This window comes from Thermoplasma sp. (assembly GCF_008709555.1).
In the GTDB taxonomy this organism is placed as follows: domain Archaea; phylum Thermoplasmatota; class Thermoplasmata; order Thermoplasmatales; family Thermoplasmataceae; genus Thermoplasma.
Window position 1 is genome coordinate 1 of the sequence record NZ_VYIJ01000022.1, and the last position, 15,015, is coordinate 15,015.

The 15,015-nt window shown below is 47.1% G+C and carries 18 protein-coding genes; 4 read left to right on the forward strand and 14 right to left on the reverse strand.

The genetic code is table 11. The features are described 5' to 3' along the window. Positions 1 to 275: 275 nt before the first annotated feature. The 11 genes from F6Q11_RS06755 to F6Q11_RS06805 all read right to left on the reverse strand — a co-directional run bounded on the left by F6Q11_RS06755 (position 276) and on the right by F6Q11_RS06805 (position 10,903). Positions 276 to 1,757: a D-glyceraldehyde dehydrogenase gene (locus tag F6Q11_RS06755; RefSeq protein ID WP_297027601.1), complete on the reverse strand. Its 1,482-nt coding sequence runs from the start codon at positions 1,755 to 1,757 to the stop codon at positions 276 to 278. A gap of 649 nt (positions 1,758 to 2,406) precedes the next feature. Then, positions 2,407 to 3,120 carry an indole-3-glycerol phosphate synthase TrpC gene (gene trpC, locus F6Q11_RS06760; RefSeq protein WP_297027604.1) on the reverse strand — a complete coding sequence of 238 codons (714 nt, stop codon included), beginning with the start codon at positions 3,118 to 3,120 and terminating at the stop codon, positions 2,407 to 2,409. Continuing rightward, a complete protein-coding gene (locus tag F6Q11_RS06765; protein ID WP_297027606.1) occupies positions 3,117 to 3,668 on the reverse strand; it encodes an aminodeoxychorismate/anthranilate synthase component II in 552 nt (183 codons plus the stop codon). The genes trpC and F6Q11_RS06765 overlap by 4 nt, the downstream gene beginning before the upstream one ends. Then, on the reverse strand, positions 3,665 to 4,723 hold the full coding sequence (locus F6Q11_RS06770; protein WP_297027609.1) for an anthranilate synthase component I: 1,059 nt from the start codon (positions 4,721 to 4,723) through the stop codon (positions 3,665 to 3,667). The genes F6Q11_RS06765 and F6Q11_RS06770 overlap by 4 nt, the downstream gene beginning before the upstream one ends. Then, positions 4,707 to 5,291, reverse strand: a complete 585-nt coding sequence (locus F6Q11_RS06775; RefSeq protein ID WP_297027614.1) for a phosphoribosylanthranilate isomerase — start codon at positions 5,289 to 5,291, stop codon at positions 4,707 to 4,709. The genes F6Q11_RS06770 and F6Q11_RS06775 overlap by 17 nt, the downstream gene beginning before the upstream one ends. Further along, complete coding sequence (trpD, locus tag F6Q11_RS06780; RefSeq protein ID WP_297027616.1) at positions 5,281 to 6,249, reverse strand: anthranilate phosphoribosyltransferase; 969 nt, start codon at positions 6,247 to 6,249, stop codon at positions 5,281 to 5,283. The genes F6Q11_RS06775 and trpD overlap by 11 nt, the downstream gene beginning before the upstream one ends. Before the next feature lie 5 nt (positions 6,250 to 6,254). After that, on the reverse strand, positions 6,255 to 6,965 hold the full coding sequence (locus tag F6Q11_RS06785; RefSeq protein WP_297027618.1) for a tryptophan synthase subunit alpha: 711 nt from the start codon (positions 6,963 to 6,965) through the stop codon (positions 6,255 to 6,257). After that, complete coding sequence (locus F6Q11_RS06790) at positions 6,962 to 7,750, reverse strand: hypothetical protein (protein ID WP_297027621.1); 789 nt, start codon at positions 7,748 to 7,750, stop codon at positions 6,962 to 6,964. Before F6Q11_RS06790 ends, F6Q11_RS06785 begins: the two co-directional genes overlap by 4 nt. A gap of 80 nt (positions 7,751 to 7,830) precedes the next feature. Then, entirely contained in the window at positions 7,831 to 8,502 is a 672-nt protein-coding gene (locus F6Q11_RS06795; RefSeq protein WP_297027623.1) for a class I SAM-dependent methyltransferase, read from the reverse strand. A 5-nt stretch (positions 8,503 to 8,507) separates the two neighbouring features. Continuing rightward, positions 8,508 to 8,801, reverse strand: a complete 294-nt coding sequence (locus tag F6Q11_RS06800; RefSeq protein ID WP_297027648.1) for a DUF424 domain-containing protein — start codon at positions 8,799 to 8,801, stop codon at positions 8,508 to 8,510. Positions 8,802 to 8,806: 5 nt separating this feature from the next. Next, positions 8,807 to 10,903, reverse strand: a complete 2,097-nt coding sequence (locus F6Q11_RS06805; RefSeq protein WP_297027626.1) for a minichromosome maintenance protein MCM — start codon at positions 10,901 to 10,903, stop codon at positions 8,807 to 8,809. Between the two features lie 174 nt (positions 10,904 to 11,077). Between F6Q11_RS06805 and F6Q11_RS06810 the strand changes: the two genes are divergently transcribed. Together F6Q11_RS06810 and F6Q11_RS06815 are read left to right on the forward strand one after the other, a co-directional pair. Further along, entirely contained in the window at positions 11,078 to 11,371 is a 294-nt protein-coding gene (locus F6Q11_RS06810; protein ID WP_297027628.1) for a hypothetical protein, read from the forward strand. Positions 11,372 to 11,401: 30 nt separating this feature from the next. After that, positions 11,402 to 11,821 carry a thioesterase family protein gene (locus F6Q11_RS06815; RefSeq protein WP_297027631.1) on the forward strand — a complete coding sequence of 140 codons (420 nt, stop codon included), beginning with the start codon at positions 11,402 to 11,404 and terminating at the stop codon, positions 11,819 to 11,821. Here the strand turns inward: F6Q11_RS06815 and F6Q11_RS06820 are convergent. After that, positions 11,813 to 12,676, reverse strand: a complete 864-nt coding sequence (locus F6Q11_RS06820; protein ID WP_297027634.1) for a mechanosensitive ion channel family protein — start codon at positions 12,674 to 12,676, stop codon at positions 11,813 to 11,815. The genes F6Q11_RS06815 and F6Q11_RS06820 overlap by 9 nt on opposite strands. A 39-nt stretch (positions 12,677 to 12,715) precedes the next feature. Here F6Q11_RS06820 and sfsA point away from each other — a divergent pair, with 39 nt between their 5' ends. Then, a complete protein-coding gene (gene sfsA / locus F6Q11_RS06825; RefSeq protein WP_297027636.1) occupies positions 12,716 to 13,453 on the forward strand; it encodes a DNA/RNA nuclease SfsA in 738 nt (245 codons plus the stop codon). Between the two features lie 2 nt (positions 13,454 to 13,455). On the opposite strand, the gene F6Q11_RS06830 is transcribed toward sfsA, so the two are convergent. Next, positions 13,456 to 13,842 (reverse strand): DUF302 domain-containing protein, encoded by a 387-nt coding sequence (locus F6Q11_RS06830; protein ID WP_297027640.1) that lies wholly within the window; start codon positions 13,840 to 13,842, stop codon positions 13,456 to 13,458. 50 nt (positions 13,843 to 13,892) lie between these two features. Beyond that, positions 13,893 to 14,237, reverse strand: a complete 345-nt coding sequence (locus tag F6Q11_RS06835; protein WP_297027644.1) for a hypothetical protein — start codon at positions 14,235 to 14,237, stop codon at positions 13,893 to 13,895. Between the two features lie 111 nt (positions 14,238 to 14,348). On the opposite strand from F6Q11_RS06835, the gene F6Q11_RS06840 reads away from it, so the two are divergent. Next, positions 14,349 to 14,804 (forward strand): DUF5680 domain-containing protein, encoded by a 456-nt coding sequence (locus F6Q11_RS06840; RefSeq protein ID WP_297027647.1) that lies wholly within the window; start codon positions 14,349 to 14,351, stop codon positions 14,802 to 14,804. The last annotated feature ends 211 nt before the right edge of the window (positions 14,805 to 15,015 follow it).

Consider the following 15,015-nt stretch of genomic DNA (forward strand, 5'->3'; position numbering starts at 1 on the left):
CTTCATGGTTAATAACATAACACATTAGTTGTCTAAATAGTTATTGGGATTATATATCATATTTAATAATCAAGTGAAGTGTATATTAATTTTTTCATATTTTAAAAAAAAGTATCTCAAAAACACGTTTCTGCGAAAAATACATCAAAAAAATACACCTGAAATTTCTGCAGGAATATCGGGCATGAAAAAATTTATATATAAAAATATGAAATAAGTAACTCTCTGAGAGTTTCCTTAGGTTCGTTTCTTTATGAGCCCGAAGTCCTCAATTCTCATTGAAAGAGATCGTCCCTCACGGTGTTTATGTGAAGTGGTTTTCCGGAGTAATCCACGTATATGTTCTTCAGTTTCAAGTACTCCGATATTCCGTATTTGCTGCCTTCTCCTGCCTGCCCGGTCATACGGAATCCGGTGTGGTATCCCTGTGAAGCCTCAGGTCCAGGCATGTTCACATACAGTTCTCCGAACCTTATCCTCTCCGAAGCCTCGAATATCAGGTTCGGGTCTTTTGTGAAGAGGTAAGAAGCGAGCCCGTACTTTGAGTCATTGGCAAGATCGTACATCTCATCGACGCTTGATACCTTCCTTGCACCTATGACCGGCGCGAAGATCTCCTCCTGGAATATCTTTGATTTCTGGTCGGCATTATCGATTATCGTTGGCAGGAAGAAGTAACCGTTCTTGTAGGGACCGCTGAGGCTCGGCTGGCTTCCTCCAAACAGTATCTTTGCCCCGCTCTCCTGCGCCTCTTTGACAACCTCGGAAGTCGCCTGTAGAGCTCCCTTGTTTATCAGCGGGCCCATATCCGCGTTCTTCGGATCGCCGAGGGACAGCTTCCTGCTCAATTCCACGAACCTGCTCATGAATTTGTCATAGATGTCTTCGTGCACGTAGAGACGTTCGGCTGCAATGCAAGACTGCCCTGCATTCCAGTACTTTGCCCAGAGCAACGTCTTGAGTGCGTTGTCCATGTCCGCGTCCTTCCACACCATGAACGGGGCCTTTCCACCAAGTTCAAGTATCAGTTTTGCCATATTGGCAGAGGCCTTCTGCATTATCCTCTGGCCAGTAGAGGTTGATCCTGTCATCGTTATGAGGTTGACCTTCTTATGTTCCACGATGTAATCGCCTATATCGGAACCTCTTCCGGTTATGAAGTTCAGGACACCCTTTGGTACGCCTGCCTCAACAAACTTGCGAACGATCCACTCGGCACTACCAGGGGTATCGCTGCTTGGCTTCAGTATTACTGTGTTTCCTGTGAGAAGCGCAGGCGCTAGTTTTCTTGCGACCATTCCTGCCGGGAAGTTCCACGGTGTGAGTGCAACGACAATTCCATAAGGAACCTTGTACTGGAATATCTTCCTGTGCGATGAGGCACCTTCAACAACCTCGCCGTTGAGCTTCCTGGCCCATTCGGCGTAATACTGTATCTGGTCTATGACTCCATCTACCTCTTCCTTGGCTTCCTTAACAGGCTTTCCGTTTTCCTCCATTATTATGTTTTCAAGTTCGGATCTGTTCTGTTCTATGAGTTCTCTTGCCCTGTACAGTATCTTCGATCTCTCAACCGAGCCCAGATCGTTCCATGACCAGAACGCCTCTTCTGCGGCATCTATGGCTCTGTCAACATCGTCCTTGGTTGCAGCCTCAAACTTGCCTATGACCTGGCCGGTCACTGGGCTATACTTGTCAACGGTCTTTCCCGAAGAAGAATTAACCCATTGGCCATCTATATACAATTTAGTGTCCATGATCAAGGAAAGATATTCATCTTAGTTTAACCTTTTTATCATATTATATATATTTATGAATGATAAATATATTATCGCTAAACCTTCGATATAAAATATACGGAGCTATGAAGATGATGCGATGATCCATCCACGATACCACGCTGTAGCATCATACATCTTCCTGTCAAGACAATGCAAGCCAGCCACAGTCCGGAGAAATAAGTCTACACGCATCCAAAGATTTATAAGAATGTTAGGGGGTTGGGGAAAGCAGTAAAACTCTCCTCGGTCTGAGATGCACGGACTCCCCTCAACGGAAATATTCATAAAGTATGTATCTACCTTTTCTTGTATCCTCCACGAAGACCAAGTGGTGTGATACATAAGTAGGATCGGTAAAATCCGAATCAACGCCTGCGGAGATCGCAACATCCGTAACCCTGCTTCCAGATGTGGATCGAAATAAGGTTTCCAATGACGGAAAACTGCGATCTTTTTGTACGGACATCAAGTTTGATCGCTGAAGCAGGAAAATCCGAAGCTTCAGGGAGGCGTGGTTCACCGATCCTGATTGAATCTGTTATCCAAAAGAGAGTCGTTTGTTCATGGCGATGCATGGAAGATCCAGAGCTATTGATATTCTGCGGTTTTCGCGAATCACCAGCATCTATATTATCTGGGCCTTCTCCAGGTATTCCAGAGTGCCATCCCTTTTCAGTATCGATGTGCCTACTAGGTATCCACTGTAGCGCATATCCAGATCCATCACGTTATCGATGTTTATCCCGCTCTCCAGTATCGCAACATCGTAAAATGGTGGATCATGCGTTTCTTCGGTTTTAAGGCTGACCAGATCGCGTCTGTTGAAGCCCAGGATGACATTATCTCCATCTACGAATCTGGAGATCGCATCCCTGTTGTGGTATTCTTCGATCACATCCATGCCCAGATCCGCTGATCTTCTGACTATCCTGCGTATTTCATCCGATGGCAGGAAATCCAGTATGGCGAGAACCACATCGCCACCAGCGTTGTATGCGGACTCAACGAATTCAGCATCCGGTGTGAAGTCCTTGACCAGTACCGGAAAACCGAGCCTGTGTGCGACCGTAACATCATCGAAAGATCCGGAGAAGTGTACCGGTTCGCTCAGTATGCTCAGCCCGGTGATGCGGTGCATCCTGACGTAGGAGAGGTAAGAGTGTATGTCTTCATCCGTGCTGAATCCGGACGGGGACCTGCGCTTGTATTCTGCTATGAGGCCTTTCCTGCCCTCCTCATTTCGTTTTTCTATTGCCTTCCTGAGGCTGATCGTCCCTCTCGATCTTCTATAGTCGCAGTGTCTTTTTCTGTTTCTTGCCAGCACTTCATCTATGTTCATAGTCTCACGAAATTATGTATGATCATGAAGCCGTACTCTGTGAAGTAGCTCTCAGGATGGAACTGCACACCAAATACATGCATATCCGGCGTGTGAAAGCCCATCACCGTCCCATCGCTCATCGAAACGGCGTCGACCACTATCCTGCTGGATGGAATCACAGCCAGGGAATGATACCTGATGGCCTGGAACGTCTCCGGAACACCCTCATAGATAGGACTCTGATCATGCCTGATCTTGTCAACCTCACCATGATAGGGCCTGCTCAGGGTAAAGATGCGCGAACCAAGCATGTGCGCCAGAATCTGATGGCCGAAGCAGACGCCAAGAATTAGACCGTCATAACCATCTAGCATCTTCCTTATGTTGCCCGAATCCCTTTCCGATAACGGCGTGCCTGGCCCGGGTGATACTATTATCTTCTCGTATTTTGACACATCAGCCCAGCCGTCGTTGTCCACAACACTCACGCTTTCTCCCATACTCCGAACGTAGTAGAAGAGGTTGTAAACGAATGAATCGTGATTGTTGATTATGAGTATGCTCAAATAACCGACCTCGCCTTGGAATATATCTCGTGTACCTCGGCTTCCGGATCAGAGTCCTTCACTATGCCAGCTCCTGCCCTGACCCTGAAGCCATCTCCATCAGAATAGGCGCTTCGTATTGTCAGAGCAAGATCCATCATCCCGTCCATAGTTATCCCTATGGCGCCTCCGTATGGGCCTCTGGGTCTCTCCTCATATCTTTCTATGATCTCTATTGCGCGTTCCTTCGGCGAACCTGAAACCGTCCCAGCTGGAAACATGGCTTTGAGTATATCTATATAGGCCGTGTTGGAGAAGGTGGCCCTCACCTGGCTCACTAGATGTTTCACGGATGAGAATTCCTCGATCTGCATGACCTTGGAGACGCCAAGCGACCCAATCTCTGCGAATTTGCTGAGATCGTTCCTCGCAAGATCGAGGAGCATACGGTGTTCGCTGGCGTCCTTTGAGCTTCCTGTGAGAACTGAGGAACTCACGGTGGACGGAACAGTACCGGCTATGGGGTCTGTATAGACCTCATTTCCCACCACCGTGACGAGGTTCTCCGGCGAGCTCCCTACGATCTGATACCTGCCAATCCTGTAATAGAACACATATCTGGATCTATCGTGCGTCACGAACTCCCGTAGCTTATCCCATGGATCGATACATGCCTCGAATTCTCTTGATATGACGGCCTGCAGCAATTCTCCTGATCGGATCAACTGCCTCACCTCGGCTATCCTTTCAGCCAGATCCGGATCGGAGAAGTCTCCGACGTCCTTTTTTATGAAGCTGCCATCTCTTGCAATCTTTCTCTTAATCACGGTATCCGGATCGAAAGAAAGCATCTCTGGCCATCCTGATCTGCGGATCTTTTCACCGAATACGCTGTTGACAAAGTCGTAAGTGACAACCAACGGACGAACCCTGCCGTCAAATATCCTTTCCGGATCTGTTATCATTCCGCTGCCGATGAACGCATATTCGTATCCGGATACGCGGTCTGGAAATGAGGCGAAATAGGCTATTGAATCCCGGTCCTTATATTCGGAGAGCTCATCTATCAGATTCATGAAGATCACCGATTGCCGAAAAGAATCTTCTGACCTTATCAGCATCCTTTTTTCCCCTGTCAGCTTCAAGAGAGCTGCTCACATCTATCATCACAGGATCCCGCCTTATGACCAGATCCACGTCATCTATCCCTATCCCTCCGGCGAAGCCCAGCCGCTTGCCATCGAATGCGTGATCTGATATGATGTCGGATATCCGTGGCTTCCTTTCGACCAGTATTATGTCTGCTGAATGGTATTCCCTGTATTTTTCCTCCAGATCATCAATACCGTACCTTATCACGGATATCACCTTCCTGCCCTGCCCGTGAACGTAATCTATCAGATCCTGATCGTGCGGAAAGTGCAGCTGGATGAAATCTTCGAGCATATCTGACCGGAACACTGAATCCGCATCCGTGTATACTGCCGCGACCTCTATTCCGGATTCTGCCGTCTCTACGAGTGCGCTGTAGCTGGCGTATCGTGGACTCCGCCGATCGAATACAAAGCCCACGATATCAGCTCCAGCATCGCGTACCATGACTGCGTCATCGAAATTCGTTACACCGCAGACCTTAACGATCATGAACGATCATCTCCAGAAACTCTGCGGCCTTACCGTTCATCACCTGATCAAACGCGATGGCATAGCCCTCCTCGAGATTCGAGGCGAGTCCGTTCATCACAAGAAGCGGGGCGGTGTTGATGGCCACGAATTTTGATCCGTCAATGTTCTCTCCCCTTATTGCGGATAACGTTAGCTCGAATATCCTCTTGGGATCGGAGGATACAACGCTGCTACTCGCGATCTTTCCAACGATCGAACGGGCTTCGACGAAGATCTCATTCACGGATCCGTCCACCGATACGATCCTAGTCCTTGAGAACGGGCTGATCTCGTCCATACCATCTGCTGAGTGTATTATCATAGCTGTTATGCCAGAACGTTTGGCGATGCCCGCGTAGAGATCCATAAATGATTCGTCCGAAGTGCCGATGACCCTCCTCATCGGCGAAAGCGGGTTTAATATCGGTCCGAGGAAATTCAGAACGGTTGGAAATCCAAGCCTTCTGCGGACGTTGGCGAAGAGTGCGAATTCTTTCAAAAAATCTGGTGCGTACAGGAAGACAAAGTTACTTCTGGAGAGTCTGGCCGCTGCTTCATCGATGGTTCTTGGGAAAACGTATCCTGCTTCAGTCATGAAGTCGGCTGAGCCATGGCTGCCAGATGCTGATCTGTTTCCGAACTTTGAGATTTTGATCCCAAGGGATCCGGCAACGATGGCCGATGCTGTGCTCACATTTATGGTGTGCGCCATGTCCCCGCCAGTTCCGACGATATCCGAAGAATCCGTGGCACGGTCCACGACACGCATGGCATCGTAGAAACCGATCATCTCCTCCTCAGTGACGCCACGCACTCTTAGTACGGAGAGCACGGCAGCGCGGAAGGCGTCTGTGCATTCATCCGATGCCATGTACCTCATGAGGTTCATGGCCCTGATCCTGTCCATGGGTTCACCCGTCAGAAAACCCTCGTACATCTCAATCAAGCCTCCATTATGGTTTCTATGAGCGACCGATATGAGGAAATATCGCATCGGTCGAGCATCTCCACAACTGCTGTCCCAACGGCTATACCGAAGGCACCGTATCTGGCCAGCATCCTCATGGTGTTGGAATCCCTGATGCCGAAGCCATAAACTATCCGTTTTCCATCAGAATAGGGCTTTATGTGGCTGTATATGGTATCCATGCTGTATGGGAGCTGCACACCCGTTGCTGGCATCATGCCTTGGTAGATCCAATCACCGCCGGCGGCGATCTGCTTCTCCATGACTTTTCCCGGTGTTATGGGTGTGACGAATGGAACGTAATCCAGGGAATGATCTTTCAGATCATCGATGGTTTTCTGGAAAGCCTCCCCATGATCGATCATTAGATCCGGTATTATCGCTCCATTGAAGCCGTTCCTGTTCAGATAATCAAGGATATTACGGTGGGTGGCGAGGACATCGTAATACATCAGGGCGTATTTTCTGGATCCCATATCCTCCGCGATCCTGAATATGCCTGCGTTGGCAGATTCGTCGTATTTGTTCACAGCAGGATCATGTGTCCTCCTTATCCTGACACCGTCGTAGATCGGCCTGGATGTGGGGAATCCAAACTCAAAGGCGTAAACGCCATCAGAGTTTTTGATGAATTCAGCCATGGTATCATACCTGTACCCGAGTGTGAAATATACGAATGGTTTCATGGATGATCACGCGTGAGGATTATGCCGTTAACATCAAGGTCCATAAACTCAACATCGCCGGTACGTATACCGTGCACCATCGCTGGATCGCTTATCCCATGGCTATCCACAACGAAGCCATCCACATGCATAGCTCCGGCCATAACAGGTATCCTTCCTTGTTCAGGTTCAGAATGGGCTGCTATTATGCACCGATCGATGCCGTACACAGCCTGCATCACTGGTATTATGTAGTCAGGGATGTCAGGGCTGAAGAGGATGTACTTGAAACCTTCTTCCTGGCGCTCGATCATCCTGCTGATGGTTCTGAAGTAGAGCGCATTGGCGTTTGGCACAGCTGGATCTATGATCCTCCTGCGTTGCTCAATTGCGGATCTGATCAGATCCATGTTCTTCGTTTCTGCATTGGCAAATATGACACTCCGGCCGGTTAAATTGGCCGCCATATCAATGGCCTCATCCCATGAATGCCCGTGCCTGGTGATCACATCCGAATCGGAATAATACATCTGGAACACTGCCGTCACAAAGGAAGGCGGCAGATTGAATTTAACACGAAGGCCCATGCGATCCTCCACAAAGCCGACCCTGAATCCCGATATGAGATGCTTAAGGTCATCGGTCATTTCCAGCGACTCTGAGAATATGAGCTCATGTTTAAGCACATCATCTGGAAACGACCTGCGTATATCCTCTATGGATACTTCGGTGGAAGAATAATGAACTGGATTGAATCTTCTATGAAGAGCAGCATGTGATGGTGCGAAATTGATATTTTTAATCATCAATAATGTGATATATGCATAATATATAAGCATTTATGCATTTAATTTATGTAATTACATCAAAATATTCGCAGCCGTCCCTATGTTTTAACTGATCTGTGCAGGTAGACGACCCCAAAGAAGAGATCAACCGCGTCAACCGAAAATCCCCTTTCGCGCAGCTTCTTGCTTATGACGGTTGGCTTATAGAAATATTTCACGGTGTTTGCCAGATACGTGTAGTTCTTGGATCCCGTGGCCCTGTTCCCGAAGAATGGCACAAATTTATAGAAATAGATCGAAAACAACTCTGATATCACTGGCTTCGTTGGATTGTATATGTCCATGTTCACGAATACGCCTCCAGGCTTGAGAACCCTGTAGACCTCTGAGAAGTATCGGTCTATATCGGCAAGGTTCCTGGTGAGGAAGGCGGAGGAGACGCGATCGAATGATGCATCTGGAAACGGGAGGGTCTCAGCAGGCGATACAACGAATTTGACGTATTTCTTGAGCTCGGCATTGAACATGCTGTCCGTTATGTCCAGCGCGGTCACGTCGCAGCCCTGGCACCCGAAGTATATCAGCTCGGTCACCTTGCCGCTTCCAGCACCGCAGTCAAGGCAGCGCATACCAGCGCTAAGTTTGAGATTGTCAACAAGAACCTTCCTCCAGTGCTGATCAAGACCCAGGCTTATTATTGTATCGATAAGATCGTATTTCGTTGCTATCTGATCGAATATCTTCTTAACAGCCTGGTGCTTTGCCATCATCAATATCACTGGAATATCTTCGCATACTGTGCGTAAGGTACCTTCTGGATGTAGAGTATGTTCTCCTTCTCTATGAATCCGGCTTCGATCGCAAGGCCAATGGTGTACTCACCAACGAGGTTTGCTATGGTGCACATGTTCATTGATGATATGAACATCTCATCGGTGACTCTCACCTCGCCGTAAAACGATGGATAAACCTCTATGTGGAGGTTCTTCTCCCTGAACTTCCTTCCCAGTATCTCAGCATCCGCTGCAGCAAGCAGTATCTCGCCGCGTATCTCGCTGATCTTCATCACTATCCTCAATTTATCACATCGATCTTTCCGTAGGATTTCTCGAATATCTGGCCGGCGTTCTTCAGCTTGAGGAGAGCTTCTTCAGCCTTCTTCTGTGTCATACCCTTGCTCATCGCCATGTTTATGACATCAGATATCTCCGCCATGCCCTTCTCAGTCTTTATCTGTTTTATTATGTCCAGAACGGTCTCCATATCATTCCTCTGCTTAGAGCTTGCTCCCGTATATATGATGTCGATATCCATCTTTCCATTGTCCATGGATACATCCATCAGGTAATAATCCACGATCTTCTTGGCGAGCATGGCGTCCTCAACCGTAACGATCGTGGAAAGTCTTGCACGGGCTGCAGCCTCGGCTAGCCTTATCGTCGATTCAAGCTGCCTGACCGTTATCGGGATCGCATCGTGCGATGTGCTCCTCGTCTTTACATACTGTTCCTGGAGTATTGCTATTGCCTCATCGCTGAGTCTCGGGAATATGTTGTTCCTTGCGTATGCCACATACTTCCTGAGCATGTCCTTATCTATCTCAGGTTCGAAGCCCTGTTCATCCACGTCTATGTCAGCGTTGCTGTGTTCTATGCTGCGGTAAATCTCCCCAATCCTGTGCGCTTTCAGCACGTGTTCTGCTAGCCTGCTGTCGTTGTCCTTGTTTGGCTGATCCACCATCTTGAATATGACATCGAATCTCGAGAGGAGCGGCAGCGGAAAGTTGATCTGCTCCGCCAGGTTTCTGTTCAGATCATACCTGCCGAACTTCGGGTTTGCTGCGGCGAGAACGGATGCGCGCGCCTTTAAAGTGGCCATTATACCGGCTTTCGATATTGTAACGGTCTGCTGCTCCATGGCCTCGTGCATGGCCGCGGTGTCATGGTCATCCATCTTGTCCAGCTCATCAATTGCGACGAAACCGTTGTCTGCCAGGACAAGCGCACCAGCTTCTAACGTCCACCTACCCTCGCCGAACTCGTCTCTCACAGCAGCCGCGGTTAGGCCGGCGGCACTGGATCCTCTGCCGAAGGTGAAAAGTCCCCTGGGTGATACCTCTGCCATATACTTCAGGAGCTGTGATTTCGCGGTGCCCGGATCGCCGACCATTAGTATATGTATGTCGCCTCTCATCGTGGTACCGTCCTTCATGACCTTGCGGACCCCGCCGAACATCTGGAGGGCGAGGGCCTTTTTCACCATGTCGAGGCCATGTATGGTCGGTGCTATGGATCTTGATATCACGTCTATTATATCGGGCTTCTTCGATATCTCTATGATCTTCTTCCTATCTTCGTCTGTGATCTTCACGCTTTCGAGTTCCTTTATGTCCTTTCTAACGTTGATTGCATACAGATAGGTGAAGAACTCTGTGAGCGGAATATTCCCCTGCCTGCGCTGCTCAGTCTTGAGGATGCCATCGACGACTACCCTGTTGCCCGGATAAAGCAGCCCTGCGAGATCATCCTCTGTTATGATGGTTATGCGCTGCGGCTGTGATCCACCCTCAAGTGTTTCAGGATCCTCCTGGATCTCTACCTTCTGTACATCTATGAACTCTGACAGATTTGGTCTCAGTTTAAAGAATATCTTGTCCTTGCCCTTCGATAGACCGCAATGTTCGCATACCTGTGGTTCGCTCAATCTGTTCTCGGTCTGTTCAACGTACGTGAGGTTATGGCAGCTGCTGCATTCAAACGCTGCATTCTTGAGCTTAGGGAACACCTCTGTGTTTTTCCTCACTATGCCGGAAACGCTGATCAGCGTTCCGATGTTTGAGCTCCTGATATCGCGAATCCTATAGGCGACGTTCTTTTCCTCTAGATCCTTGATCCTGAGGTTGAAAATGTTGAATCTCTGCGTTACACGATCGAGTAGATAATCATGGAGGATGACCTCCTCTCCTGCCTTCAAATATATCTCGGGCGAAATGAGTATCGAACCGGCGAACTGCCAGTTGAAGTCCTCAAGGTCCTTGAAGGAGACGTAAAGCGTCCGGACTTCAGGATACTCCTGGTGAATCCTGTTTATCTCATCGGAGTATCCGTAGAGTCTGAAGAAATCCCTCCAGAGATCCTTGACTCTGTCCTCAGAAACTTCAGATGATATCATTCGAATACGTATGGGCTCTTGAATACTTATTGATTTTGATCCTACGCTGTCACATCTTTTCAGACGGATATTATAATGCATGCTAATATTATTTCTTTTTTATTTTGTCATACATCATCATATTTTGATGCTGAACAATACCAAAATTTAAATATGTATATCGTTTCTTATAGTGTGTCATTCAAAAAGGACGTTATGGATAAATTGGCAGAAATATCCAACAAATTAGACGATCTGCAGAAGAAACTGGATGCTATGTCTGACGCGCCATTGCTGAAGGAGTACTACGCGGACATAGAGAAGAAGATGAACTCCATGCCCGATGACGTCGTCCAGGCGGTATCGAACCAGATTGAGAAGATGGAGGAAGAGATAAAGACACTTGTTGAATCGGTATCATCAAGATCAGAGAACGCTGCAGTTGTGGAGAAAAAGACAACGAAGGCAAAGGAGAAAAACCCAAAATAAACATTTTATCATATTACATCATTCTCGTGCATGGATCTGGATAGGGTCGATATAACTAAGATCCAGATAAGATACGATGATGTTGATCCCCTGGGTCACGTGAACAACGCGAGGTTTCTAACCTATTTCGAAATAGGTCGACTCAGCTACATGAAGAGGTATTTCAACATCAGGGGTGCAATGGACGTCAATATAGTCATCGCAAGGGCCGAACTTGATTTCGAGAGGTCTGTTATGTTTGATGACGATATATTCGTGAGAACCTGGATATCAAGGGTAGGAAATACGAGTTTCGATTTCAGCTACACCATTGAGGACGAGAGAGGAAGACTATTCTGCAAAGGGAAGACCGTGAATGTCTTCGTTGAGAATGGGAGACCAACGAAGGCCCCGGAATTCTTACACAGCCTTGTCATAAAAGAGGGAAATGAAACGGACCGTTCATCCTGATTTTGCCTTCCAGTATGCTTCGTTGAATGCCCTGTTTATCCTATCGGCTACATCGTTTAGACCCGTTATCTCCTTCATTGGAACGATCACCGTGAAGGTGTTCGTAGAACCGCCTGAAGCCGAGAAATACCATTTCGTATTGTCTGGCAGACCGGCAACGTTCTTTTCTATTTTTGATATGGATACATCCGATGGAAGCGTGACCTGAATCCTGTAGGAGAATCCATCGTACTTTCCGAGATTCTCGAATATGGTGTTCCCGAAGAATGCAGAATTTGGTATCTTGATGATGTTGTCATTCTGAGTCCTTATATCGGAAAAGAGGTATGATATCTTCATGACCTCACCTGTTATCGGAGCAGAGAAGAGCCATGACTGCATGTTGACCACGTCCCCGGGTTTGAGCGCGCCTCCAGAGGTGACAGCGAAGCCTGAAAAGATGCTGGAGAATATACCCTGGAGCGCAATACCTATTATCAGCGCGCCCACTGAACCACCCACGAGCGCGCTCGTCAGGTCTATGCCCAGCGATGAGAGTATTATGGCTAATATCACTGCGTACATAAAGAACGAGACCAGGAGATCTATGAGGTTCTGTGCGGATCTGTTAACTTTCTTTGAAAAGTACCTGCTGATGTTCTTTCTTATTATATGCAGTATGAGTATGCCTCCGCCACCTACAAATATTGCGGCTATGGCACCATTCACGTATTCTATGTATGGCGAGAGTGGAACGAGATATGTTTTAACAAGATAATCCAATGCAGGCTTTATTATGAACAGTGCTATTGATATGACTAACATGACCGTTATGATGAGAATAGCATCGCGAACGTTCCTTCGATCCATCTGCATGCCAACCCCGTCTTGCTTAATATTTTTGATCTTATACGGTTGATCGTCAATGAGGGTGATGATCTGTCCGGCGATATCCTGGTGAATAGACCACTGGGCTTTACCGTGATGCGTTTTGATGACCTGGTTCAGGCTAGAGTGGTGGAGAGAGTGAATAGGTTTGCTGTATTGATAGACATCAAGGGCGATCGAGTCATGGCGCATCTCCACGATCCAGGAAGGCTAAAGGAGGTAGTTTACCCGGGAAACAGCATTCTGGTCAGGCGCGTTAACGGATCCGGATTGAGATGGAGGATAGAGTTCGGAAATGTAAGCGGAAGATATGTGCTCATAGACTCAGGCATCCATTCCGAGATAGCGAGGATGTTTCTCCCTGAAAACACAGAAGCAGAGGTCAGGGTGGGAAGAAAGCGTTTGGATTTCAGGCACGACGATGATTACATAGAGGTCAAGGGATGCACGCTTGCAGTGAACGGCATGGCCATGTTTCCGGACGCACCGACTAAACGCGGCCTGGAACATCTTGAGACGCTTGAGGATCTGGCGGAATCCGGATACTCATCGTACATACTGATGCTCATAATGAGGGATGATGTCAGTTGTTTCTATCCAAACTTCATGACCGATCCTGACTTCTCGAGGAAATTCCTGGAGATAGTCCCCAAGAAATTGAGATCGCATTTCCTGACCTTTAAATTCGACGGCAATTATCTGAGGTATTCAGGAGAAATCAGTATGTGCTCTGAGAAAGAGAGGATAGATGCATTGAAGTGCTGACGTCATGGCTGTATTCCGGCGCATTCCCTTGCGATAGCTTCGACCACAGAGTTTAGCCTGTTAAGTGCATCCTTTGATCTCTCTGTCTTGAGATCCGCATCGATATGCCTGAATCGCACATGCGTCGAACCATCCTTCACGTAAACGAGTATCCTGGATGGCAAATCCAAGCCGATTGTCGGATCTTCCTGCATCATGTATGTTCCTATGGCAGGGTTGCCGAACACGAATACAGTGCAGTCGTTCATCTCAAGACCTGCCATTTCAGCATTTTTCCGGTGATCAAATACCGCAAATTCGGTTAACTGCCTCTTCTTCAGAGAACTTTTGAGGTTCGAAACTGTCTCTTCAAATGAGAACCTGCTTAACAGATCAAGCTCACCTACCATGTTCCGATAATGGCTGATGTTATAAAAGCATTTATTTAAGGATCAGTGGACTAACGATCATCCCGGTTTTCCTTGTATATCTGCGATGCTATCCTCTTACCCTCCTTCGTTAGATCGTAGTATATGCCAGCAGGCTTGTAGTTGACCTCCCTTGCCTTGATCTTGATCCATGGCTTGACCGAGGAGGTCGGTGATCGCTTAAGCGGACCGTTGAACACGGTCAGAAGTTTCATGCTCTCCATCTTCTTGCAGGCCTCCTTCAGCTTGTTCTGGTCATAGGTTGGGGCCCATCCGCTTGCCCCAAGCAGCCTGTGCGCCATATACTTTGGGCTGTCCGGGCCATAATTGTAGATGTGCATAAGGATCTTTTTACAAAGATCGCCGAGATCTTCCATAGCTGAAGTGTCATGCCATGATTGCGTTTAACTTTTAGTGATTCACCGATCCATCTATTGATATAATTGATGAAAAAGAAACCATTAACTGAGCTGTTGATATTGCATCGCATGGATGAAGAATCTATCACCGCATTCATTGTAAAGGCAAAGAAGAATACCTACGCAACTAATGGGGGCAAGAGTGTACCGAGGATTCCAGGATCCAGAGAGCACCGTTTTAGGTACGAAGAATACGAATATACGGACATCTACTTCGGTGAATTATCCTTCAACGGAATCGAGACGGTATTTCATAAGGGAAAACCAATATGGGGAATGGTCTATTCCGGTGCTGTGCTGGATGAGGAGTCGAGCGTAGAGGCGATTTATGCATTTCTGAAGAAATGTCTCTCGATGATCGATGAGGAGGCGCCTTTCAGGGGACCAAAGTCCTACGAGGAAGACGAATACGCTTATTACAATGATTTTTCTGGCGATATCTATCATTTCATCGGCTATGAGCACATAGACTCAGATCAAGGTACACTGTATGAACTTCATTATTCCGGCGGTGAGATCGGTTGATCAATGAATCTTGTTTTTTATTAATAATTATTATATAATATATTCTGTTTAAGCTATAATTCCTAATCTTCCAAACTGATTATTTATTTTCAATAATGTGATGTGATTTATTTATGTGTTCTTGAAAGATTTTTTTTAATAATATTTTTGCTATCTTATAAAATTGTTGGTTAAATGGAAATAATATATCGACTTTGCTATCTTTCAAAGA

Bases quoted from the DNA above. Each gene is read 5' to 3' on its own strand.
- F6Q11_RS06755 (WP_297027601.1), bottom strand. From the start codon at position 1,757: ATGGACACTAAATTGTATATAGATGGCCAATGGGTTAATTCTTCTTCG.
- trpC (WP_297027604.1), bottom strand. From the start codon at position 3,120: ATGAACATAGATGAAGTGCTGGCAAGAAACAGAAAAAGACACTGCGAC.
- F6Q11_RS06770 (WP_297027609.1), bottom strand. From the start codon at position 4,723: ATGAATCTGATAGATGAGCTCTCCGAATATAAGGACCGGGATTCAATA.
- F6Q11_RS06775 (WP_297027614.1), bottom strand. From the start codon at position 5,291: ATGATCGTTAAGGTCTGCGGTGTAACGAATTTCGATGACGCAGTCATG.
- trpD (WP_297027616.1), bottom strand. From the start codon at position 6,249: ATGTACGAGGGTTTTCTGACGGGTGAACCCATGGACAGGATCAGGGCC.
- F6Q11_RS06785 (WP_297027618.1), bottom strand. From the start codon at position 6,965: ATGAAACCATTCGTATATTTCACACTCGGGTACAGGTATGATACCATG.
- F6Q11_RS06790 (WP_297027621.1), bottom strand. From the start codon at position 7,750: ATGATTAAAAATATCAATTTCGCACCATCACATGCTGCTCTTCATAGA.
- F6Q11_RS06795 (WP_297027623.1), bottom strand. From the start codon at position 8,502: ATGATGGCAAAGCACCAGGCTGTTAAGAAGATATTCGATCAGATAGCA.
- F6Q11_RS06805 (WP_297027626.1), bottom strand. From the start codon at position 10,903: ATGATATCATCTGAAGTTTCTGAGGACAGAGTCAAGGATCTCTGGAGG.
- F6Q11_RS06815 (WP_297027631.1), top strand. From the start codon at position 11,402: ATGGATCTGGATAGGGTCGATATAACTAAGATCCAGATAAGATACGAT.
- F6Q11_RS06820 (WP_297027634.1), bottom strand. From the start codon at position 12,676: ATGCAGATGGATCGAAGGAACGTTCGCGATGCTATTCTCATCATAACG.
- F6Q11_RS06830 (WP_297027640.1), bottom strand. From the start codon at position 13,842: ATGGTAGGTGAGCTTGATCTGTTAAGCAGGTTCTCATTTGAAGAGACA.
- F6Q11_RS06835 (WP_297027644.1), bottom strand. From the start codon at position 14,237: ATGGAAGATCTCGGCGATCTTTGTAAAAAGATCCTTATGCACATCTAC.
- F6Q11_RS06840 (WP_297027647.1), top strand. From the start codon at position 14,349: ATGGATGAAGAATCTATCACCGCATTCATTGTAAAGGCAAAGAAGAAT.